This window comes from Streptomyces sp. NPDC096205, from assembly GCF_044763135.1.
GTDB lineage: Bacteria > Actinomycetota > Actinomycetes > Streptomycetales > Streptomycetaceae > Streptomyces.
This window is the reverse complement of the sequence record NZ_JBIWFS010000010.1, coordinates 218,926-240,538: the sequence shown is the minus strand read 5'-3', so window position 1 is coordinate 240,538 and position 21,613 is coordinate 218,926. Positions and strand designations below refer to the sequence as shown.

General features: G+C 68.1%; 21 protein-coding genes and 2 pseudogenes. 12 read left to right on the top strand and 11 right to left on the bottom strand.

Annotated features, from left to right (window positions below; all coding sequences use genetic code 11):
- The first annotated feature begins 151 nt into the window (after positions 1-151).
- Complete coding sequence (locus tag ACIQ6Y_RS33060; RefSeq protein WP_404044654.1) at positions 152-637, top strand: DUF5994 family protein; 486 nt, start codon at positions 152-154, stop codon at positions 635-637.
- Between the two features lie 414 nt (positions 638-1,051).
- Here ACIQ6Y_RS33060 and ACIQ6Y_RS33055 read toward each other — a convergent pair whose 3' ends face one another.
- Both ACIQ6Y_RS33055 and ACIQ6Y_RS33050 read right to left on the bottom strand, forming a co-directional pair.
- Positions 1,052-1,558, bottom strand: coding sequence for a DUF5994 family protein (locus ACIQ6Y_RS33055; RefSeq protein WP_404044651.1), 507 nt, complete (start codon positions 1,556-1,558; stop codon positions 1,052-1,054).
- 472 nt (positions 1,559-2,030) lie between these two features.
- The gene (locus ACIQ6Y_RS33050) at positions 2,031-3,209 is read right to left on the bottom strand and encodes a N(5)-(carboxyethyl)ornithine synthase (RefSeq protein WP_404044648.1); all 1,179 of its coding nucleotides are present in this window, start codon (positions 3,207-3,209) and stop codon (positions 2,031-2,033) included.
- 266 nt (positions 3,210-3,475) lie between these two features.
- Here ACIQ6Y_RS33050 and ACIQ6Y_RS33045 point away from each other — a divergent pair, with 266 nt between their 5' ends.
- Together ACIQ6Y_RS33045 and ACIQ6Y_RS33040 are read left to right on the top strand one after the other, a co-directional pair.
- Complete coding sequence (locus ACIQ6Y_RS33045; protein WP_404044646.1) at positions 3,476-3,718, top strand: hypothetical protein; 243 nt, start codon at positions 3,476-3,478, stop codon at positions 3,716-3,718.
- Positions 3,687-3,887, top strand: a complete 201-nt coding sequence (locus tag ACIQ6Y_RS33040; protein WP_404045117.1) for an aldo/keto reductase — start codon at positions 3,687-3,689, stop codon at positions 3,885-3,887. Before ACIQ6Y_RS33045 ends, ACIQ6Y_RS33040 begins: the two co-directional genes overlap by 32 nt.
- Before the next feature lie 240 nt (positions 3,888-4,127).
- On the opposite strand, the gene ACIQ6Y_RS33035 is transcribed toward ACIQ6Y_RS33040, so the two are convergent.
- From ACIQ6Y_RS33035 to ACIQ6Y_RS33025, 3 genes are all read right to left on the bottom strand, one after another.
- A complete protein-coding gene (locus ACIQ6Y_RS33035; RefSeq protein ID WP_404044643.1) occupies positions 4,128-5,525 on the bottom strand; it encodes an acyltransferase domain-containing protein in 1,398 nt (465 codons plus the stop codon).
- A gap of 441 nt (positions 5,526-5,966) precedes the next feature.
- Entirely contained in the window at positions 5,967-6,314 is a 348-nt protein-coding gene (locus tag ACIQ6Y_RS33030; RefSeq protein WP_404044640.1) for a DUF5132 domain-containing protein, read from the bottom strand.
- Positions 6,315-6,865: 551 nt separating this feature from the next.
- Complete coding sequence (locus ACIQ6Y_RS33025) at positions 6,866-9,265, bottom strand: ATP-binding cassette domain-containing protein (protein ID WP_404044637.1); 2,400 nt, start codon at positions 9,263-9,265, stop codon at positions 6,866-6,868.
- 472 nt (positions 9,266-9,737) lie between these two features.
- Here ACIQ6Y_RS33025 and ACIQ6Y_RS33020 point away from each other — a divergent pair, with 472 nt between their 5' ends.
- The 5 genes and pseudogenes from ACIQ6Y_RS33020 to ACIQ6Y_RS33000 all read left to right on the top strand — a co-directional run bounded on the left by ACIQ6Y_RS33020 (position 9,738) and on the right by ACIQ6Y_RS33000 (position 14,436).
- Positions 9,738-10,763 (top strand): beta-ketoacyl-ACP synthase III, encoded by a 1,026-nt coding sequence (locus ACIQ6Y_RS33020; RefSeq protein ID WP_404044634.1) that lies wholly within the window; start codon positions 9,738-9,740, stop codon positions 10,761-10,763.
- A gap of 76 nt (positions 10,764-10,839) precedes the next feature.
- Positions 10,840-11,082, top strand: a complete 243-nt coding sequence (locus tag ACIQ6Y_RS33015; RefSeq protein ID WP_404044631.1) for an acyl carrier protein — start codon at positions 10,840-10,842, stop codon at positions 11,080-11,082.
- Positions 11,082-12,302 carry a beta-ketoacyl-[acyl-carrier-protein] synthase family protein gene (locus ACIQ6Y_RS33010; protein WP_404044628.1) on the top strand — a complete coding sequence of 407 codons (1,221 nt, stop codon included), beginning with the start codon at positions 11,082-11,084 and terminating at the stop codon, positions 12,300-12,302. Before ACIQ6Y_RS33015 ends, ACIQ6Y_RS33010 begins: the two co-directional genes overlap by 1 nt.
- 304 nt (positions 12,303-12,606) lie before the next feature.
- A pseudogene (locus tag ACIQ6Y_RS33005) lies at positions 12,607-13,361 on the top strand (hypothetical protein); the annotation flags it as partial.
- Between the two features lie 364 nt (positions 13,362-13,725).
- A complete protein-coding gene (locus tag ACIQ6Y_RS33000) occupies positions 13,726-14,436 on the top strand; it encodes an alpha/beta fold hydrolase (RefSeq protein WP_404044625.1) in 711 nt (236 codons plus the stop codon).
- A 656-nt stretch (positions 14,437-15,092) separates the two neighbouring features.
- Here the strand turns inward: ACIQ6Y_RS33000 and ACIQ6Y_RS32995 are convergent.
- On the bottom strand, positions 15,093-15,251 hold the full coding sequence (locus ACIQ6Y_RS32995) for a hypothetical protein (protein ID WP_404044623.1): 159 nt from the start codon (positions 15,249-15,251) through the stop codon (positions 15,093-15,095).
- A 26-nt stretch (positions 15,252-15,277) separates the two neighbouring features.
- Between ACIQ6Y_RS32995 and ACIQ6Y_RS32990 the strand changes: the two genes are divergently transcribed.
- Positions 15,278-15,670: a hypothetical protein gene (locus ACIQ6Y_RS32990; protein ID WP_404044620.1), complete on the top strand. Its 393-nt coding sequence runs from the start codon at positions 15,278-15,280 to the stop codon at positions 15,668-15,670.
- The gene (locus tag ACIQ6Y_RS32985) at positions 15,634-15,948 is read left to right on the top strand and encodes a hypothetical protein (RefSeq protein ID WP_404044617.1); all 315 of its coding nucleotides are present in this window, start codon (positions 15,634-15,636) and stop codon (positions 15,946-15,948) included. The genes ACIQ6Y_RS32990 and ACIQ6Y_RS32985 overlap by 37 nt, the downstream gene beginning before the upstream one ends.
- Before the next feature lie 57 nt (positions 15,949-16,005).
- Here the strand turns inward: ACIQ6Y_RS32985 and ACIQ6Y_RS32980 are convergent, their stop codons facing one another.
- The 3 genes from ACIQ6Y_RS32980 to ACIQ6Y_RS32970 form a co-directional block, all read right to left on the bottom strand.
- Positions 16,006-16,404, bottom strand: coding sequence for an SMI1/KNR4 family protein (locus tag ACIQ6Y_RS32980; RefSeq protein ID WP_404044615.1), 399 nt, complete (start codon positions 16,402-16,404; stop codon positions 16,006-16,008).
- Between the two features lie 72 nt (positions 16,405-16,476).
- The gene (locus ACIQ6Y_RS32975) at positions 16,477-16,860 is read right to left on the bottom strand and encodes a hypothetical protein (protein ID WP_404044612.1); all 384 of its coding nucleotides are present in this window, start codon (positions 16,858-16,860) and stop codon (positions 16,477-16,479) included.
- A gap of 150 nt (positions 16,861-17,010) precedes the next feature.
- A complete protein-coding gene (locus tag ACIQ6Y_RS32970; protein ID WP_404044609.1) occupies positions 17,011-17,220 on the bottom strand; it encodes a hypothetical protein in 210 nt (69 codons plus the stop codon).
- A gap of 182 nt (positions 17,221-17,402) precedes the next feature.
- Between ACIQ6Y_RS32970 and ACIQ6Y_RS32965 the strand changes: the two genes are divergently transcribed.
- Positions 17,403-18,920: a hypothetical protein gene (locus ACIQ6Y_RS32965; protein ID WP_404044607.1), complete on the top strand. Its 1,518-nt coding sequence runs from the start codon at positions 17,403-17,405 to the stop codon at positions 18,918-18,920.
- A gap of 170 nt (positions 18,921-19,090) precedes the next feature.
- Here ACIQ6Y_RS32965 and ACIQ6Y_RS32960 read toward each other — a convergent pair whose 3' ends face one another.
- Together ACIQ6Y_RS32960 and ACIQ6Y_RS32955 are read right to left on the bottom strand one after the other, a co-directional pair.
- Positions 19,091-19,642 (bottom strand): hypothetical protein, encoded by a 552-nt coding sequence (locus ACIQ6Y_RS32960; protein ID WP_404044604.1) that lies wholly within the window; start codon positions 19,640-19,642, stop codon positions 19,091-19,093.
- Between the two features lie 218 nt (positions 19,643-19,860).
- Positions 19,861-20,198: pseudogene (locus ACIQ6Y_RS32955) on the bottom strand (undecaprenyl diphosphate synthase family protein); the annotation flags it as partial.
- 209 nt (positions 20,199-20,407) lie between these two features.
- Between ACIQ6Y_RS32955 and ACIQ6Y_RS32950 the strand changes: the two are divergent.
- Entirely contained in the window at positions 20,408-20,932 is a 525-nt protein-coding gene (locus tag ACIQ6Y_RS32950; protein WP_404044601.1) for a VOC family protein, read from the top strand.
- The last annotated feature ends 681 nt before the right edge of the window (positions 20,933-21,613 follow it).

Genomic DNA, 21,613 nt, shown 5'->3' with positions numbered 1-21,613 from the left:
CCTCGTTGTTCCCGCATGGGCATGGATCCGTGGACTGGATCTTTCACCCTACTCCGGCCCGTGTGACCAGCGAGCTTTCCGACCGCTGCGGGCCGCGGAGTACCGTGAAACGAGTAAGTCACTCCGTATCTCTCGCGGACAGGTGAGTGTCATGTCCGACTCCGGTTCCCCGCGTGTGACCAGGCTCCTGCCGGACGCCGTCCACCAGGCGGTGAAGCCGGGGACGGCTGTCGTACGGCTACAGACCACGCATGACCGGCGGGGCGTTCTCGACGGGGCGTGGTGGCCGTGCTCCCGTGACATCGCAGCCGAGCTTCCCGCCCTGATCTCCGCGCTGACCGAGTACCTCGGGCCGCTCACGCGCGTCGGCCTGGACGCCGGAGCCTGGGACGCGCTGCCGACGCGACTGCTCGTCGACGACCGCGTCGTCCATATCGACTCCTTCCCGGTCGGCGACGACACCGTCCTCGTCACCAGGGGCGATCAGGACTACTTCTCCCTCCTCGTCATCCCGCCGCACGCGACGCCCGAGGCGGCACGCACCGCGATGGCCGAAGCCGTCCGCGCCGACAATCTCACGCAAGCCGAACAGATCCTCATCAACACCGGTACCGACCGGGCAGCGCCGAAGACTTGACGCCGGTCAGCCGAGGCGGCCGTCGTGCCAGTCCGGTACCGGCACCGGGATGACCGTGCTGTCGAAGCCGCCGGAGATGATCTGTGCCGCGAGCTCGGACAGGCGCAGGTGAGCCAAGGCAATGACCACGGCGGTCGCATCCCACGATGCTCTACTGAATTCCGACGGTCTTGGACGTCCTTCCGGTTGGCGTGATCTTGCGGCAGTCCCCGGAGCCGGTGCCCCGGCCGGTCCGGATCCGGACCGGCTCCCAGGGGACCCGTCCGGCACCCACCAGTCTGCGCTGACAATGAGCATCTGCTCCCCGAGTGCGGCCCCGCGGGATTCGCGTCCGTGACGTGCTTGTGGGACCGGGTGCCACCCGGTCCCACGATTGAAGGAGGCGATTCACAGTTCAGCCAACTCCGTACAGCATCAGCCTCTCTGTCCGCTGGGCAGCGCAGTCCGCGCCGGACCGTTCGCCGCACGCGTGTGACCCCCGCCCGGACCCACGAGATCAACATCGAGGTTCTTCACAGCTTCTCGCGCCTGACCCTCCGCCCCGGCCGCCATGAGCGGTTCCGCGGCCTCGTCGGTCGTATTCGGTGGCACGACCATCAGGTCCCAGCGCCCCTGGCCGGGCGCGAGAAGGACGATGGTGTGCGCGGCGGATGCCTTGAGGGTCCTGTGCAGCTTTACGACCTGGTTGGAGACGAGTATCCGGCCGGGCACCGCGGGCCAGGTCGCCCCGTTGACCGTGACGCTGGTGATATGGCCCCACGCGCGCGGCAACCCGGCGAGCAGCCGGGGCAGTTCGGCGAGCAGGTCGTACGAACGAGGCCACCACGCTCCATCGATGGGGCGTGGCATGCCGCCGCGCGGTGCCAGGCGCAGGCGCAGGAGGGGATGGGAGGGATGCGGGGGTTGTCGTGCGGTGGTCATGAGATCTCCTGCCAACTGCCTTCCATGGGTGAGCGGTTGACGTCAGGCGCGGCGGCCGGCGACGCGGGCCGGGCTCGGCCGACGCGCTCTCGCCGAACGGGAGCAGGGCGAGCCCGTGTCGCAACCGCGTCTGTTCGCAAGCGGCATTGCGTCGACACAGGCCGGCACCGGACGTTGACCGGCTGCACGACTCAGGGCGATACCGCTCCGCGAATCCGGCACGACGGACAGGAAGCGGCACTGGATGATGAACGACCAGACCCGTCCCAACAGCCGGCGGACCAGCCCTTCGGTGCCACAGGAAGCGCGCCCCGGATCCGGCATCCCTATTTCCGTCGGACGAGCGGGACAAGATCGCCCAGTGTCTCGGAGCTCTACGGACGGGCCGGATTCGAACTCCTCCGCAGGGCGCCCGCCGTGCGGCGGCTCGGGACAACGGTCGCAGGACGGCTGAACACCGGACGCCCCGACGCTACGGCCGCGCCGCCGCCTGGGTCTCCTTGTGGGCGTGCGGGTACTTTGCGGTGCGGTGCTGGAAGGCGAGCACCTTGGGGTTTTGGACGACGCCACGGCGGATCTCGATGGCGTGACGGATCGTGTCGTCGGTGTCCCAGCCGTCGGGGCCCTGGAGCACGACGTCCAGATAGGGCAGGAGGGCCTCGCTGTTCTCCCAGGTTGCGGAGTTCCACAGGTATGAGGGGCTGTGGTCCACCGCGTAGTACCGGACGTGGTCGCCGACGGTGAACATCGGGTCGGTGAAGGTGGTGGGCCGGGCCCAGCCGAAGCCCATGCCCTCGTCGCAGGAGACGTCGATGACCAGGGTGCCGGGGGCCAGCTTGGGCAGGTCCTCGTCTATCAGGAACATCAGCGGCGCGTCGGTGTCCTGCAGCACGCAGTTGACGATGATGTCGTGCCCGGCGAGGAACTCGGCCAGCGGCAGCGGGCCGTCCTCGGTGATGGCGACACTGCGTCGCGGGTCGAGGGTGTCGTCGGCCTTGTCGTGGTCGAAGTGGACGATCCGCGCGGAGTGGATGGGGGAGCTGACAGCGGTGACGCCACGCGCGGTGAGCACGTCGACGTCGTGCACGCCCAGGGCGCTGAGCGCGGTCACTGCGCCGCGGGCGGTCGCGCCGAAGCCGATGACGACGGCACGCTGCCGCCGCCCGTAGTCGCCTGTCACGCCGGTCAGCTGCATGGCGTGCAGGACCGAGGAGTATCCGGCCAGCTCGTTGTTCTTGTGGAAGACGTGCAGGTTGAAGGCGCCGCTGCGGGTCCAGTGGTTCATCGCTTCGAAGGCGATCAGGGTCAGCTGCCGGTCGATGGCGGTCTGGGTGAGCCTCTCGTCCTGGACGCAGTGCGGCCAGCCCCACAGGACCTGACCCTCGCGCAGTTCCGCCAGGTCATCGGGGAGTGGTTTGGCCAGCAGGATGACATCGCAGTCGGCGATGAGTTCCTCGCGTGTGCGGAAGCCCGCGACGAGCGGGGCGAGCCGGCTGTCCGGGACGCCGAAATGCTCTCCGTAGTTTTCCTGGAGGTAGATGCGCTCGCGGAGACCGGCGTCGATGCGGTCGAAATGAGCGGGGTGAACGGGCAGACGATGCTCGTTCTCCTTGCGGGTCTGCGACATGATTCCGAGCGTGAGCTGCTGCAAAATGCCCCTTTGGTTGTTTCCTGTCTAGCACACCGGGGCAAGCCGGCAGCCGGTCGCGACGGGCGGGGCCAGGGCAGGTGCACGGGCGGGAGCCGGGTCCGGGCGACATACGCGTGGCCTGTTCGCTTCCGGGCGGCGGCATCCGTCTCTGCGGCGATCGGGTCGCCCGGTGCTGGTCAGCTCCGTCGGGTGCGGCCTCGATCGACGCTCGCGCGGGCCTGAAGGCGCTACGGCCCGACGACAAACAGCAATTCCCGTGAGAACGCGTGCCGGAGGAGGTCCGGCACCATGCAGATGAGAGGGCCGATCGGGCTGTCCCGCTGTTCTCCCGTCCTGCCAAGTCCGCCGACGAATACGACGTCACCGACATGCGCAACGTCGACCCCCGCCGGCAGCCCGACAACTTCGAGAAGCACGTCGAGGCTGTGGGCAAGCTCGGCGACCTGGCCGCGGCCAAGGGGCGTCACCGTCTCCTAGCTGGCCCTGGCCTGGCTGCTCAGCCGGGGTGAGCACGTCGCGCCGATCCCCGGCGCCCGCAGCGTCCAGCGCATCGAGGAGAACGCCGGCGCCGTCGACGTCCCTCCGACCGGGACCGACCTCGCCACGATCGACGAGATCTTGCCGCACGGCGGCTTCGGCGCCCGCTCCTCCGAGGACCACGTGCCCGTCTGGATCTGAGTCCGCACCTGGACCCAAGCCGCCCTTCCTGACGGACACCGCCGGGCCCCTGAGCCCGAGGGCACCGACAGCCGGCTCGCGATGGACAACGGACAACAGCAGCGGCCCGCACACCAGCCGCCGTGCCCGGGACCGTTCGGGCAGCCGGATGTCGAATGGCAGTCGGGCCTCGTCTTTGAATTCGCGCAGGTCGTAGTTGTACTCCGCGGGTCCTGCGTGTCGTCCCGTTGTGGCGCAGTCTCACGGGCGGCGGAAACAGAGATCCCAGTCTGGCTCGGCGCCGACGACCAGCAGGGCGGCTTGAGCAGCCATGATTTCGCTCAATCCGTCGGTGTCCCGGTGACATGCGGCCAGCACGGCCGCGCGCATACGCGGCCGCTGGGCCGCAGCAATCCGCCGAAGATAGGTGCCCTGGTCGGGGTGGGGGCCGACCTGGAGCAGGATGTCCGCCCCCGCGGTGAGGGCCGCCTGAACAGCGTGGGAAAACTTCACAGGGTGCCGGATGTTGCCCCACCAGTACGCGGCGGTGAGAGCGCGGCCGTCCTGGCATGCACCGGTGAACGAGGAGTAGAACGGAATCCGTGTCCGCCTCGGTGCCAGATCGTCGCCCACCGCGTCCATGAAGCGTCCGCGCAGTGGTTCCATGGCAGAGCTGTGAAATGCCGAATTCAGGGCGAGTTCGCGATGTGCGACGCCACGGCGTGCCAGACTCCTGCCCAATTCGTCCAAAGCAGCCGCGTCTCCAGCGACGGTGACGTGCTGGGGGCTGTTGACCGCAGCCAGTTCAAGTCTTCCGGAGTACGCCTGGAGTACTTGCTCGGCATCCGTTTCCCCCAGCCCTACCGCCATCATCTTTCCGCTGCCTGCGGTTTGTGCCAGGAGGCGACTGGCAGCCGTCACGAGCAGTGCGGACTGAGCAGTGGTCAGCGCGCCCGCGGTGTGCGCGGCGGCCGCTTCGCCGAGGCTGCGCCCGAGCACTAGTGCCGGGTGGAAGCCCCGGTCTCGTAACACCGCTACCAGGGCCACCTGGAAGGCGAAGGTCAGGGGCTGAGTGATCAGCGCGGTGTCGAGTTGCCACTCTTCCGGCGGCAAGGTGAGGTAGTCGCAGACCGACCAGCCCTGCCTGGGGGCCAGTTCGGCGTCCACCTCTTCGACAGCGGCCCGGAAGACCTCCTCCCTGCGGAACAGGTCAGCGCCCATGCCGGCCCACTGGTTGCCGTCACCGTTGAAGATCAGGGCGATGTTCCCGTTGGGGACCGCCGAGCCCCGGACTGCGCAAGAGGTGCCGTAAACACAGCCAACGCCTAGGGGTGCGGCAGTGGTGCGCCGCACCCCCGCATGCGCATCGTCGGTGATGAGCTTGGTGAGCTGCTGCACCGCATCGTCGGCCGAGCGAGCGATCGCCACGGCCCGGTGCGGGTGAGGCGTGCGTACACAAGAGGCATAAGCGAGTTCGCGGAAGTCGTCCGGTGGGGTGGTGCTCAACTGGGCGACCGTGCGACGGATTTCCTCCGTCAGATCCCCGGCGGACCTTCCCGTGACCATCAGCGGTACGGAAGCTACGGCAGTACCGGACTCCTGCCGCCTGGAACTCCCCGTTTCACTTTTCCGTTCTCGCAGGGACGCCGTCTCGCTCATGCAGCTGCTCTCTGTTCTTCGTGCAGGGGAACACCATGCGCGGGCTGCCGCAGGCCGGTTTCCGCCGACTTGCCCATCTCAAACACCGGGCGGCAGGTCCAGCTTCTCCAGGTAGACGGGAATCTTGGTGACGATCCTGGACGGGACTGCTGTGCTCTGGACCGTGCCTCGCCTGTGATCGTGAATAATGAGCCGGCACACCCCTTCGTCGAGAACCAGCTCCGCGGAGTAGAGTCTCTGCGCTGCCGGCCCGGCTTCTTCCGGGATGCTTCGCTCGCTCGTGCTCTCCGGCGAGGCACTTTCCTCTTGCGTAAGGCGCCCGATGTGCTGAACGCGGCGCGCAGTAAACACACATCCACCTCTCTGCCGACGGGTTCGCAGCTGTGAGCGCTCAGGGATTTCCCAGGGCGCAAAGGCGCGAATTCGCCCGTGACGTGGGACTCAGCCCTTGGTTGCGTGGGGTACACCGTTCGATACGGTTGAAGGCTTGGTTTTCTGCTTTTTGATCTCGGTCGCCAACATCTCTGCGGATGCTTCAGCCGCCAGGTCCTGCAGCTCCTCACCGGCCTGGTGTGCGGCATGCCGCACCTCTGCGGCAATTCCGATCGAAGTCTTCACGATTCCTCGCATTACTGGCTTCGCCAGCTTCTTCATCACCGAAGCGGCCAGGAGGCCGGCGAGGAAAGGGGGGATGATAGGCGGCATAACTACCCTCTCTGCGACACTCAATTCCACACGTGCGACCGGCGCAAATACTTCGCGCCTGCAATCGTCGCCGGTAGAGATCATAACGGCTCCCCGCAGATCCTCTCGCGAGAGGCGCGCGAGTTTCACTCGTCCGTGCATCTGCCGGCCGGTGAGCATTTTTCAGGAACTTTGCCGGTGATATGAACACTCGATAGAGTGAATCAATTGGTCCGGGTGGCCCGCCACCACTGCATCGGAACTCGCATGTCTTCATGAAATCCCGGATGATGGCTGCACGTGGTGCCACCGGAAACAAAGCCCTCGGTTCCGGATGGCAGTCCAAAACAATAAGGAGACACCACATGCTCCCAATTCTGCTGCCCTTCATGCTGGGCGTAACGACGGCGCCGTACACGAAGCGTGCGATGGCGTCAGTGGCGCGAGGCACCATCAAAGGCTCCGTGAGGCTGGCCAAAGGTGTCCAGGACATCTCTCGTCAGTCATGGAACGAGGTGCGCAGCACTGCCGCCGAGGCACATGCCGGCAATGGTGCTGTAGGGAGCTAGTGTTCCACCGAGTTCCTTGGCGCACTCGGCGTCACTACACACCACGGAACCTGTTCGCGTGGTGTGTAGTGACGCGTTGCCCGGGAATCAGCAAGGCTCGCGGCAGGAGTCATCGTCACTCTCTCGACTGCCTGCCTGGAGATTCCACAGGGTCGCGTACGTGCCGCCAACGCTCACCAGCTCTTCGTGTCTGCCCTGTTCGACCACCGCTCCTCCAGGGCCCAGGACATAGATCCGGTCGGCGTCCCGCACGGTGGAAAGGCGATGCGCGATGACCACCATGGTGCGGTTCACACTGAATGTCCGGAGCGCGCGCTGAATGGCAGCCTCGGTCTCGTTGTCGACCGCTGAGGTGGCCTCGTCGAGGATCACGACGGGGGGATCGCGCAGAATCGTGCGGGCCAGGGCGATGCGCTGCCGCTGGCCACCGGAGAGTGCCGTCCCGCGTTCGCCCACCATGCTGTGGTAACCGTCCGGGAGTGCGGCAATGAAGGCGTCGGCGCCCGCGGCGCGTGCGGCGGCCACGAGTTGTTCCTCACTGGCATCGAAGGTCCCGTAACGGATGTTGTCCGCGATCGTGGCGTCGAACAGGAACGGCTCCTGGGATACATAGCCGATGGCGCTGCGCAGATCCGCCAGCGGAAGGTCGCTCACGTCGATGTCGTCGAGGAGCACGCGACCGCTGTCGGGCAGACGGAATCGCAGCAACAGTTTGGCGATGGTGGTCTTTCCCGCTCCGGTTGTGCCGACGATAGCGGTGACCTTGCGAGGGGCGATGAGCAGTGAACTCTTCCGGAGTGTCGCCGGCCGGCCGGGGTAGGCAAAGGTCACCTGCTGCAGGTCCATCTTCCCTTCGACCCGGTCGGTCTCCAGCCTCCTGGTCGGAGTGTCAGGTTCAGTGGGCAGACCCTGCAGGTACTGGACCCGCCCGACAGCCATCAGGGTCCGCTGATACTGGTCGATGATGACACTGAGCTGAGTAAGCTTCCACAACGCGTGCGCCGGCATCTCGGCCAGCGGCCCGAACACACTCATCGGCAGTTGCTCATTGAGTACGGCTCGACCACCCAGATACACGGTGGCGACCATACCCGCCATGCCGCCCATCCGTACGATCTGCGCCTGGGCCGCCGTGGCCCGTCCCGCTTCAAGGCTTGCCGTCATGTAATCCCGGCTGAGCGCCGCTACGCGCTCACTTTCGTATTCCTCGGTACGCGAGGATTTCACCGTGGTGTACGCATGCAGGTTGTCGCTCATCCGGCTGTTCAGCAGCTCCCGCTGCTTCCCGGAGACGGCGCGTCGCGCCATCGCGCGTTCGTGGATGCGGAAGCACAGCCAGGTGACGATCGGGATCGGCGTGAAGGCAACCCATGCAAGCTGCGGGGCCAGCAGAAGGTACAGCGGAACGAGGACGGCGAAACTGGTGGCCAGCTGCACGGCCTCGTGCAGGGACGAACTGACGAAGACGCTCAGCTGGTTGATGTCCTCGGTCAGCATCGAGGTGACGCGGCTGATGCGCTCACTCTCCAGATCCGCCGGCGCCAGGCGCTGCACATGGCAGTAGGTACGAGTCCGCCAGTCGTCCTCGACCGTCTGCCCGAGGCGGTGCCACGAGGTGACCGCGGCGTACTCCATCACCAGTCTGAAGGCGCAGACCAGCACTGCGGCGCCGACGAGCGTGGACAGTTGGCCGACGGCGGCGGCAGCGAAGCCCGAACTCACACCTCGGGCCACCACGACCACGGCCATCGAGCCCAGTGCGAGTGCCGCGGTCTCCCCCAACTGGGACAGGACCGACAGCGTGGTCGCCGTGGCGAACTTCTTCTTGTGTCCGGACATGACGCGTCGCAGCGGGTGCCGGTCCGGCGCGGCACCGGCCGTGCGTTTGTCACGGTCGGACTTGCGCCACGCCTGCCGCACCACAACCGTTGTCGCGCCCGCGGCAAGTCCCAGACTGACCAGTGGACGGGCCAGGAGACCCATGAGGAACGGTCCGCCGCCCAGAGCAGTGGTGGCGAGAAGTCCCCCGGCGGCGAGCACCATCAGTACCTGGCGGCCAGGGTTGCCCTCGTCTTCAACGACGGGCTGTACCGACGGTGTTCCTGGGACCGTGCGGAGCCGGTCGGCCCCGGGCACATGCACCCCGGGCAGCCTCGGGTCCTGGGGGTCGGCTGGGGGAAGGGCCAGGGACGTACGCAGGTGCGTGAGGGCTTTGCTGACAGCGGTGCCCAGCAGCCGTGCGGCCTGTCGCGGGCTCTTGGCCCGGTCGTGCCGGAACAGCACCCGTCCCGTGACGGGGTTGGCCCGAACGTGCTCAATGCCCGGAGTCCGCCCGAGCTCGGTCTCGACGAGCCGGGCGAGAGCGGGCCTTCCGCGCACGGCGCCCACTGCCCAGCGCTGCCGGCCGGGGACCACGGAGAGCGGACGCAGGAAGTCAGGGTGCCGCTGAGTAATTCCGACGGCTCCCGGCTCCTTCAGCAACGGCATTTCCTACAACCACCAGTCGAGGTCGGGACTTTTGTCAGAAGCAGCGGGGGAGGGCTCCCACAGAAGAGAGGAAGTCGCCTCCCCCCCGTCCGGTGAAGATCTGAAGGGACGGGAGGGGGAGAGGCAGCGCTCTCCTCATTTCCCCAGCTGGTAAAGGTGTCTGTCGGAGAGCCTTTCGTTCACTCGCGACGAGTGCCAGCCGACACGCCGCTCCACGCTGCGGACACATGAGCGTCGAGGGACTTCAAATGTGATGGTCGGCGAGTGCCAAGGACCGTCACACACCTGGAAATTTGCTCTTCATTTTATCGAAGAAACCGCTCACCTTCGCGAGATTCACCTCTGACGGGGCGTGACATCGCACGTCCCTTTATGTTTCATTGCATGGCATATGCCGCTGTGACCCGTGAAAGGGGTTTCTCTGGTGTGCTCTGCCCGGGATGTGACTGCCGCTGGAGGCACCCCGTCAAGGGTGAACCCGGCGGGCGGCCCGTCTGCGGTTCTCACCGGCCTCGGTACGTGCCTGCCCGACAGCGTGGTCACCAACCACGAACTCGCCTTGGCCCTGGACACCTCCGACACCTGGATCCGCAGCCGCACGGGCATCCACCGCAGACATTTCGTGGATCCGGGGACAGCCACCAGCGACCTCGCCGTCGAGGCCGGCGCGCGCGCACTGAAGTCCAGTGGCCGATCAAGCGTGGACTGCGTCGTGCTGGCCACCACCACACCGGACCACCCGTGCCCGGCCACCGCGCCCCAGGTCGCCGCCCGCCTCGGCCTGTCCGGCGTCGCCGCCTTTGACGTGTCCGCGGTGTGCACCGGTTTCCTGTACGGCCTGGCTGCGGCCCAAGGGCTCATCGCGGCGGGCACAGCCGGCCGGGTGCTGCTGATTGCCTCCGAGACGTTCTCCCGCCTCATCGACCCCACCGACCGCACCACCGCTCCCATCTTCGGTGACGGCGCGGGCGCGGTGGTCCTGCGTGCAGGGACTCCTGACGAAGCCGGTGCGGTCGGCACGACCGTCCTGGGCAGCGACGGTGACCGAGCAGACCTGATCATCGTCGACGCAGGAGGATCGCGCCAGCGCACCTCCCGCCGCAGAGCCGACCACTTCCTGCGCATGGATGGACCACAGCTGTTCCGTCACGCCGTCGAACGGATGGCGCAGGCGACGTCCGAGGCGCTGCACCTGGCGAACTGGCAGATCTGCGACCTCGACCGCCTGCTCACCCATCAGGCCAACGCCCGCATCACGGCAGCTGTCGCCGAGCGATTGCACCTCCACGCGGACCGCTGCCCCTCGAACATCGCCCAGATCGGCAATACGGCCGGCGCCTCCCTGCCTCTCCTGCTGGCCCATGCCGTACGCACAGGACAGCTGCGCCCCGGCCACCGCGTCGCCCTCGCAGCCTTCGGCGCCGGTCTCACCTGGGGAGCCACCACTCTGTGCTGGCCCGAACTGACCGTCCTTGAAGACACGCGGCCCCAGCCCTGACGCCGCATGCACCACGCCGGCGTCCGAGCCGGACCAACCACTCACGGCAATCACCTCTCGAAAGGACCAACCCCCCATGGATGACGTGCTGTTCGGCCGAGTGCGCGAGATTCTTTCCCAGAAGCTCAACATTCCTGCTGAGGAGATCGCGCCAACCTCTTCCTTCGACGAGATGGAACTCGACTCGCTGGCCATCGTCGAGTTTTCGCTCGCTCTGGAGGCCGAGTTCGGTGTACCGGTGAGTGACAGCGAACTGTTGGCGGATCCCACCATGCCGGGTGTGGTCGAGCTCCTGCAGCACCGGGGCGCCACCGTCTGATGCCCAGCCGCGACGTAGCCGTCACCGGGCTGGGCCTGGTCACCCCCGCAGGGATCGGTGTGGAGAGCACCTGGTCGACGGTCCTTGCCGGGCGGTCGACCGCGGCCTTTGACCCTGTCCTGGCGGGCAATCCCGTACACATCTCCTGCCGGGTCCCGGGCTTCGACCCGGCCGCCCATCTCGGCGCCCGCCGGGCGCACCGGCTCGATGCCTTCGTCCAGTACGCGATCGTGGCAACACGCGAAGCCCTGACGGATGCCCGGCTGTCCCCTGGCGCATGGGACTCCGCCCGGGTCGGCGTCGTCCTCGGCTGCGCCCTGGGCGGCACGGCCACCTACGAGAAGGAGCACCGCAACCACCTGGACCACGGGCCCGAGCGGGTCTCCCCACTCGTGCTGCCGATGCACCTGTCGAACATGCTCTCCGGACAGATCGGCATCGAGTTCGGCGCCCGGGGTCCCAACTTCGTGGTCTCCACCGCCTGCGCGTCGTCAAGCACCGCCATCGGGATGGCACGAGACCTCCTCCTGCTCGACCGGTGCGACATCGTCATCACCGGCGGCAGCGAGGCATGCCTGACCCCGCTGGTCATGGCGGGCTTCGCACAGATGGGAGCCCTGTCCCGGCGCAACCACGACCCGGCCTGCGCCTCCCGGCCCTTCGACGAGGACCGCGACGGATTCGTAGGCGCAGAAGGCGCGGGAATCCTGGTCCTGGAAAGGCCCCGCGACGCAGCAGCCCGTCGCGTTCCCGTCCGCGCGCGCGTCGTCGGTTACGGCGCCAGCGCCGACGCCCACCACATGACCGCCTCACAGCCCGAGGGCCGCGGCATCCGCGCCGCGCTCGGCTCGGCACTGGCAGACGCGGACGCGGCAGCGCGCGAGATCGACCACGTCAACGCGCACGGCACCTCCACCCCGATGAACGACGCCATCGAAGCGGCAGCCCTCAGCAGCATGCTGCCGCACCGCCCCTGGGTCACCTCCACGAAAGGAGTCACCGGCCATCTGCTCGGCGCGGCCGGCGCCGTCGAAGCCGCACTCACCATCCTGACCATGGAGCACGGGGAAGTGCCCCCGACCGCGAACCTCGCTAGCCTCGACCCCGCAGTCGACCTGGCAATCCCCCAGAAAACCACGCCAGCACAGGTCCGACTGGCCGTCAGTACGTCGGTCGGCTTCGGCGGGCAGAACGCAGCCCTGGTCCTGGCGTCCGGCTGAACAGCCCGACAGACCCCGCCCGCACCGAAAGCGAGAATCACACCCCAGCAGCCGGCACCATGAGGCGCGGTCCGCTCTCCGAAGCAGCGACGAACGCTCTCGGCCAGCCGGGACGCACTGATACTCGAGCGTCCCGTGCGGCTACAGACGCGGCGCACAGCCCCTCCGGGCCCCAAGAGGCGGGATTGCAACCAACGAACGCTCTCCAAGCGCCCACCGGCCGGGTGACGGGGCGGCTTCCCTGCAACACACAAGGCTTCGACCTCCGTAGAGAGAGATCTTCGACGCCTCAACTCAGCAGCGAGTGGGCCCTTGTTGGCTCCCCGACCTGGCTCACGCCCTGGTCGAGTGGACAACGCTGCTCATCGACACCCGGGAGGGTGACCGCCATGGCAAGCTCCATCCGCACCGGCGTGCTCGCATCACCCTGAACCACCTTCGCCGGCCCGGTCCGCTCATGGAGACCGCCGCCGGCTCCGGCGCATCCGTAGGCACCGCCCGCCCCTTATCATCGCCGCCGGCCATCTGCCCCCGCGGGCACCCGGCCTGGCGCCGGGTTGTGCGGGAAACCGGCCCAGCTCACGTCCTGCTCGACGGGAAGGCTTACCGCATGCGACCAGGTGGGCGGCAGTCGGGCCGACTTCTCCCACAAGCACCGTCGTCACGGCGTGAAGGAGCAGGCCGTAGCCGATACCGCCGCAGGCTGCTGCGGAACTCGCCCGTACTGCTCGACCGCACCCCATAACCTGGCGCGGCCCGCACCCACCGCACCAACCACCGCATCGACAGGACCTGCGAACACCGGAGCATCCCCACCTCACCGCCCTCACCCATACCGGGCTCGGCTCCTGGGTGACCACGCCGATGCAGACTCCTCCCGCGCCAGGAGCCCACCGCGACCCGGCGGACGATCAACCGGGTCCTGCCGGCGGCACGAGCACCGGTCGGACGAAGTGCCGCGACACCGAAGACACCGAAGTCCTGGGGCACTTCCGACGAGCCCGCTGCAGCCCCAACCTCATGACCGTCATCGCCGCCGCCGTCCTCATCCTGAAAAGGGGCTACACCGCCGACGCCCGCCTCAGGAAACCGGCGGCGATGAGAGCGCAGTTCAGCACGTCGTGCGCGCCTGCCCGGCGCCCATAACACCCAGGCCGCCCGCCCCGGTCACCTCGCGCTGTCCTCCGGCCGCAGGGCCTGCGCCCAGCTCAGGAAGTTGGGGTCAGCGCCCGGGTGGAACCGGAGCACGGCCTCGAACGGACGCACGGTCATGCGACACGCATGGTAACTAAATTGACGCGATCAATTACTCTCAGTGATACTTCAAGCGTCGCAGGTCCCCTGTCGGCACTAGCGCGCCACCGGTTCTCCACGTCCGCCGGTCTCGCGCAGCCTCCCCGTCCCCGCTCGTGATCGAGGTCCCGTGAAGAAACACCTGAGGGCCGTCCTGGTCCCAGCCGCCCTGCTCGCCCTGACCGCCTCCACCCCCGCAACAGCCGCTCAGCCAACCCACGACGCTCCCACCAACCCCGTCCTGTTCGTGCACGGTTGGGGCGGCACCGGCGCCAGGTGGGACACCATGGTCGACTGGTTCAAGGCCGACGGCTGGCCCGATGACTACCTGCACACGTGGACGTACGACTTCCACCAGACCAACCTGAACACGGCGAAGGAAATCGCCGCCGAGGTGGACAAACTCCTCGCGGCGACCGGAGCGAGCCAGGTCGACATCGTCAGCCACTCCATGGGCGGAGTGTCCTCGCGGTGGTACCTCAAGTACCTCGGCGGCTCCCCCAAGGTCGAATCCTGGGTATCCCTGGGCGGCCCCAACCATGGCACGCAGAACGCCGACAAGTGCTCCGACGTCTCCTGCTCCGAGATCCGCGTCGACTCGGACTTCCTGACCGCGCTCAACTCCGGCGACGAGACCCCCGCAACCCCCCGCTACGCCACCTGGTGGTCGGCCTGCGACACCGTCGTCAACCCACGCACCAGCGTCCTCGTCGCAGGCGCCCACAACACCCAGGCCGGCTGTCTCGACCACCTCGGGCTGCTCTCCGACCGGACGGTCTACGAACAGACCAGGGACTGGATCGAGCCCTGGAACCAACCTGCTGCTGCGGACGTCAACTGAGCCGCATGAACGCCCCCCGCAGCCAGACCCGCGCCAGGTCCACGTGGTGGTGGCCCCTGCAGCAATCGGGAAGGGAGCCGACCAGACTTGGGCTCGGACGGCACCCCGCAGGCGCGCCCAGAGCGCGCCGGTTCGCCTGTGCCGCGAACCGGGCCGCCTGCACACCGCTGCCCGTGGGCTAGGGACTCGGTCGGCGGTGGTACAGGGCGCGTACGGCGGACAGCTCGGCCGTACGCGCCCCGACGGTCAGCCACCGGCCCAACCGGGCCGAACCGCAGGACGGGGCACGCGGCCTGGGGTCAACCCCGCGATGGGCAGACCAGCGGTTGCGTCCTCGAACTCTGTACAGACCCACCGCGACCTTGGTCGTGCAGATGTGCCGGGACGTATGCAGCGCACGTCGTCGCGTATGGCGTCGGCATCCCACCTGGCCCGACCGGGCCAGGTGGGATGCCGACCGGACTGGTCTCCCCGGCCCACTTTGCGATCGTCCAGAGTTCCTGTGCGGCGAGTTCGACCAGCAGCCCCGCAATCAAGTCTCGTACGCGACACCGGGGTTGGACCTACGCGAACCGGCTTCAACGAGCGGCCCAGGGCCCGGCACACACACCGTCTTCAGCGCGGGCTGGGGCGCCGACGCTGATTGTGGCGGGGGATCAGCTGATGTCCCGGCGTTGGAAGAGGAGGGCGGCGATGCCGACGATGAGGGCGGCCCAGGCCGCCAGGACGATGCCGGCGGTGGTGACCGTGCGCCCGGGCACGTCGCCGCCGGCCTCGGGGATGCCCTTGATGAACACCAGGGCGTTCAACAGCATCAGCCACTCTCGTGTTCCATCTCATGATGGCGTTCGTCGCCCACCGCAAGCGGTCGATGTGGCTGGTGCTGCGTGTCGCCGTTCCGAGGTTCACCGCGGCGGCGCTCTTCGACTTCACCGGCGCCACCTGGATCGGCTACCTCTCCGGAAGCCGCGGCATGTTTCTTGCAGTTGCCGCGCTGTACACGGCGTTCGCCCTCATGCTGGAGGACAGGAGGGGCGAGGAGGTCCTGCCCGTAGGACGTCGCGGTCCCGCCCACGAAGCGGTGGAGGGCAGCCTGGCGGTGCAGCTCCGCAACCTGGAGCGACAGGCAGGTGTGCGGCGGACCTTGGGTGGCGGTGAGCGTCGTAATGGTCCGCCGGCCGTGCAAGGATCTTCGGCATGCCGGAAGAGAAGAGCGACGCGCTGTCACGGATGACGGCCGAGCACATGGCCAGGCCCTTTCCGCCCGGCTTCCGCGGCCTGGACATCGAGGGCCAGGACATGGTGCTGCTCGATGCGGACGCCTACGGCTATGCCATGGGCGTCCTCGACGGTCCTCTCAGCGAACAGCATCGCGCTGGTCTGATGCGGATGGCGGCCGTGTTGGAGAAGGTCCTCTCGGCGATCGAGGACGATTACGCGACCATGTACTACACACACGTCCGCGACTTGGTCGCGCTTGCCGCCGAAGTCGAGATGTCGCGCGCAAAGTAGTCACCCGCGGGGAGGCTCGCCAAACCGATTGTCCTGGTCAACGCCTCCACGCCGTGGTCACAGGCGGAGCCACTCCTTGCGGGCCCAGTCCCACACGGACTCCCAGTAGTCCTCCGTGAAGCCGCCCGGCTTGATGCACGACCAGAAGACGACGGCACCGTCGGGGCGAACGAGGTAGAAGTCGCCCTCGTCCTCGCACAGGACGATCAGGTCGCGCGGGACGCCCTGGCCCCATGCGATGGTCATGAGGTCCGGCAGGTACGTGTACCCGTCCTCGTCCGTGACGGTGACCGGCTCCAGGCGGGCGCGCTCGACGTCACCTATGCGGAGCAGGAACTCCCGGAACTGCTCGGGCAGTCGGATGCCGTGATCCTTTTCGAACTGTGCGAGGAACTGCTTGTCGGGAAGCGTCACCGGAGCCTCGTCCGGCCAGTGGGTCTCCCGGATGTACTGCATGACTTCTTCCACAACTCTCCTCACGCCGCTGCCGCGGACCCGCGCACTCGGGCCTCGTTGATCATTCTGGGGTCAGGAGCCACCCGCAACTGCATCAGGGGCGCGGGCAGCGCCAGAGCCACCGGGAACCGACTGCGTGGTCTGCCCCACGGGCAGGCCCGCGTAGTTCTCGGCCGGCTCGGCCGCCGCGAGGCCGGGCACGGCGAAGGGCCCGTCGGCCGACGGCTGCGTTGCGTGACCTGCGCAGCGCCCCATCTCGCCAATACCGCACGGCGATTGTGCGCCCAGCGCCCTGTCGCAAGTTCCCTCAGCCAGATCAGCGGCCTGCGCGGGCGAGAAGGTCAGCGCGTCGAGCGTGTCGGACGCCAGCGCCTCGGGGCACCAGTCACGGTCCCCGTCGTCAGGGCCCAACTGGTCGATCATCCACATCCGGAGCATGAAGTCCTGATGGGCCAACCGCACCGAGCAACCCTCGGTGCCGTCTCCTGGGCCGTAGCCGTGGGGCCGCCCCTCGGGGGCCCCTGCCGAGCGGGGCGAGCTTGTTCCTCGGCGCCTTGCAAGGGGCTGCTCGCCGAGCGGCCCCCTGCAAGGGTGGGTCCGGCTTGCTCATCGCCCTGCGATCCAGGTCGCGCCGCTGATGGCACCGCCGACGGTGGTCAAGAAGGCGATCACTCCGTACGGCAGACGCTGGACGGTCACGTGGAGTCCTCCGATACGCAGCTCGAGGAACGGCGTGGGGGAGGGAGACGTCGCCGGGCTCGAAGGGGTGGGGCGGGTGTGGGCGTTCGCCTGCCGGTGCTGGGCCTTGTTGGCCATCCTGGTCTCCTAGGACGAGGGTCGGTCGCGCTCCGGACGTCGCTCCGAGAGCGTTTAACCCACCGTCAGAGGGCGTAATTTCTTGCACAAGAGCTAAGAAACCGCTGGCCGGGACGAAACAAAGGAGTTTCGCAGCCGTTGCGGAAACAACTCCGTCGAGTCCGGGTGGGGGAGGGGGCTGGGTGTCCGATGAGGTGCGGGGCGACCAGTCGGACAGCTCGGGACGTGCGGCCCGCGGCCGGCCGAGGAATGAGCTGTCCTCCGAGCTCGACCCGGAGCGGCGGGCCTTCGCGAACCTGATGCGAACGGAGTTCTTCGACCGGATGAAGGCGTCGGGCTGGGACTACGCTCGTATCGGCCGGCGCCTCGGCTCGGGCTTCAGCGGTACGACGCTGAGCCGGATGGCGAACGGCCGGACGGTTCCCAACCGTGTGAAGCTGACCGCGATTCTGAGCCTGGTCGAGGAGATCGCCGAGCAACCGTTGACCGAGGACGTGCGCTGCCACGTATATGAGGTGTACATGCGGGCACTGGCGGCGGCCAAGCCCGAGTTGCACCACGTGTACGTGGTCGAGGACGAGACACGGCGGCTGCTCCTCGAAGTGGAGAGGCAGAGCCGTCTCGGTCAAGCGGGGAGCGCGGCGGAATCGGATGCTCCTGAGGATCACCCTGCTCTGGAGCCCTCGGTGGTGCGTCTGCGGGACGAGGTCCTACAGCACGTACAGCAGGTCGCCCAGACGCAGATCCCACTGATCACTCAGCCCCCGCAGCGGCTTGAGTCCCCGTCAGATTCAGCCCCTAGCTCTGCCACGCTGCTTGAGATCCGACAAGTCCTGGGTCTGGTGGGGGAGTCGGTGATCCGGCACATCGCCGTGCTGGAGGAGGCTGAGGAGGAGGGCACGCCGGAGACGACTCCCCTGGAGGCTGTACCGGGAGCTGAAACGGCTCCTCCCATGTCGACCTCAGGGCTGGGGCAGAAGCCACCGCGGAGCACCGCTCGCCCCGCGGCGATCACCGCGGTCACGGCTGTCCTGGTGGTTGTCGTGCTGCTGCTTGGCGTGCTCCTGGACCATGCCCTGCGCCCGGACACCGTATCGGCTGGTCCTTCAGCCGGTGCGACCGAACCGGCTTCGCCCGGCACGACCAAGGCACGCCCAAGGGAGACGTCCGGCAGTCCGAGGGACGCCGGTGTCGAGGAGGGCGCTGTACCCCGGCCATCCCAGCGCACTACCGCTCCCAGCAGTGGCGACGCTCCTTCCACCGGAGCCCGCGACGGCGAAGAGAGCCAGGGCAGCGGAGAAACGCCCGATCGCGCAATAGGCCAGGACGGAGGAAGCTCCGAGCGCGAAGCCGACCCCGAGAACCAGGCTCCGGTGAGCCCTGCCACGACAGCCGGCACAGAGACCAGCCCGCGCGACAACTGGACCTTGACCATCCGGATCTATGCCGACTCCGACGGCGAGGTGCAGGTCGCGCACAACGACGGGCAGCAAGCGGCCTGCGGCAAGACCATCAACGAGCCTGCCAAAGAGTGCAGGTACATCATCCGCCACAACAACTTCGTGACCCTCGATCCCGTGGACTTCGTCCAGAGCTGGGGTTCGGGCATATGCCAAGGCGCCGACCGCTACGGTGGCTGCGGCTTCTTGATGACCTCCGACACGGAGCTCGACCTTCATGTCCTGCGTGGACAGGACTGAGTTCGCACACGCTTTCCGCATGCCGGGCCATTCGGTGAGGCGTTGAAGCCGAAGCTCGCCAAGGCGACCTGCTGCCCGGAGTTCCCCGCGTGCACATCTCGGCACGCCTATGACGAGCGCCCGTCGAAGTGGCCCGCCGATGGTGACCCACCACCGGCGGACCGGGACGCCTACTCCGGCGTCCGCGTCACCTTGAGGTCGTAGGCGAACCCCGATTCGCAGGACAGCGGGGTGGTCTCGCCGAACACCGTGAGGCTCACCGAGGAGCTGAGCTGCTGCCTGGTTCCGCGCGCCACGACGACCCAGGAGGGCTCCCTGACGACGTCGTGGACCCGCTCCGGCTCTCCCGAGGCAGCGTAGGTGCCCTGGATGACCGCCGTGCCCGCCGTGCCACCGCCCTCACCGGGCGACTCCATGAGCACTTCGGCGGAGACCGAGCCGTCGTCGAAGAGGCGCGACGGGCTGGAGCCGCCGCCGTACTCCCCGTCCGGCCCTTCTACGACGACGCTGACGACCGAGCCGTACAGAGAGTTCTCGTACAGGTCGACGACGATGGACCTGTCGCCCGACCGGCCCGTGCAGAACAGGTAGTGGCCCTTCTCCTCCGAGGTCACCGCCCCGTCGGCCGCCGTTCCTGACGTCGCCTGTGCCCTGCCGGAAAGGCCGGCGGCCATGACGACGGCGCCGGCCAGGGCGGCCGCACGCATCAAACGCTTCCTCACGTGTCCCTCCCCTGTGGAGTTGGGTTGTCGAACCGTTTCGACATGCCCCGAGCCCCCGGTCGCACATAGGTGATCGATACTTCAGGCGATCCACATGCGCCGTCAACGGCCGTGCGGGAAAACGGAGTAGCGGCTACGCGTCGGGATGGTCACCGCCGAACAAGGCGCCGATCCAGCCGGGGCGACCAACCCATGCTTCGGCCGGGCGCAGTTCCGCCTCGCCCACCGTGGTCGAAGGCGACGGTCAGGATCATCAGTCGGCGATGTCCCGGGCGAGTTCTGCGGGGGTGCGGGGGCCGGTCGCACCGGGGAACCGGCAGCGGATGCCCCGGGCGTGCAGCAGCGGTGCGTGCTTGCGCAGCACCCGGCGCACCAGATGCATCAGGTATTCGATCTCGGCGTCGGGGCGGGGCCGGCTCTCGGTGGAGAAGGCGAACAGGCTCAGCCAGCTCACGCCGGCCCCGCGTGCTGCTCCGATGACCGTCGTCTCCGCCGCACGGTGACCGGCCGTGCGGGGAAGCGACCGCTGCGCAGCCCACCGGCCGTTCCCGTCCATCACGCCACGTGCCGTGGCACCTCACGCCCGCCTGGGCGGTACCGTGCCCTCGGCAGCCGCGAGCGGGAGGAGAGTCCATCGCTCATGGAGCGCTGTGCGGTCCGCGGTGGAAGGCGGCCCGCAGCCACCCGCGCGCGATATAGGCCGGAATCTGTCCTAGTGGAGCCCTAGGGTCGTCGCATCACAGGACCACACGAGGGGACAGCACGATGAAGCACACTGCACCCGAGGGCTACACCAGCGTTGCGCCGTGGGTCGTCACCGACGACACCGGTGCGCTGCTCGACTTCGTCACCGCCGCGTTCGACGGCGAGGAACTCGCCCGGGTGCCGGTCGAGGACGGCTCCATCGGGCACGGCGAGATCCGTGTCGGCGACACGGTGGTGCTGGCCTTCGACCGACGGCCCGACTGGCCGTCCATGCCCTCGCTGCTGCGGGTCTACGTCCCGGACGCGGACGCTGCCATGGCCGCTGCTGTTGCCCACGGGGCGCAGGTGATCACCGAGGTCGCCGACAGCGCTTGGGGAGACCGCGGTGGCCGGGTGCGGGATCCGTTCGGCAACATCTGGTGGGTGGTGAGCCGGGTCGAGGACGTCGCACCGGACCGGGCCTGGGAACGTATGGCCGAGCCGAAGTTCGCCGAGGCGATGCGCATGGCCCAGGAGACGCTGGATGCCGCGCTGAGCGGCCGGGCGTCAGGGGTGGCCAGTGCCCCGCGGCGCCCGGCCCACTGAGCCTGTCCGGGCTCGTGGGTCGACTCACCTGACCCGGGAGTTGAGTGGACTTCAGCACCGGCCTGAGGAGTCGGTGCGAGGTGTGGACCGTGTGGAGGTCATCAGTCGCGCGTGCCCGGTCTCCGGGCCGCCACCGGTTCGACTCGGACCCGCTGCCCACATTGCCTTGGCAAGGGGCGGTTACAGCACACAGGATCGTCGGCGAAATGGAGGCCTTCCCCGTCAGCGGCCACCGCATGGTCCGGACGCGGCTTTTCACGTGATCCTCACAAGCGTCGACTGACTGAACGGCAGGCGAGGGCACTCGGTGCGGAACGCCTGTCGATGAAGGGACGCGTCGTGGTGATCACGATATCGGTCGCAGTGCTGCCCACGCTGTGCTTGATGCTGTGGGCCATGGACCGTGTGGAGAACTGGCTGTCCGCGTCGGCCTCGGTGCCTCGCCACGCTCGTGGGCGGCGTCATCTGCGGCTCATCCCCGGTGGGGCACCGGAGGCGGGTTCCCGGCCGATGGCTGCGCCGATCGAACGCCGAACGGATGCCGCCTGACCTGTGGGGGGGCGGGGGCCCCCGCGCCCGCCCCCCCCCCCCCCCCCCCGGGCCGGCCGGGGGGATTAAATAAAAAATCTCGCCCAACGCGCGGTCGGGGCTGGGGCGCCCGACCGCGGCCCGGGCGGCAAT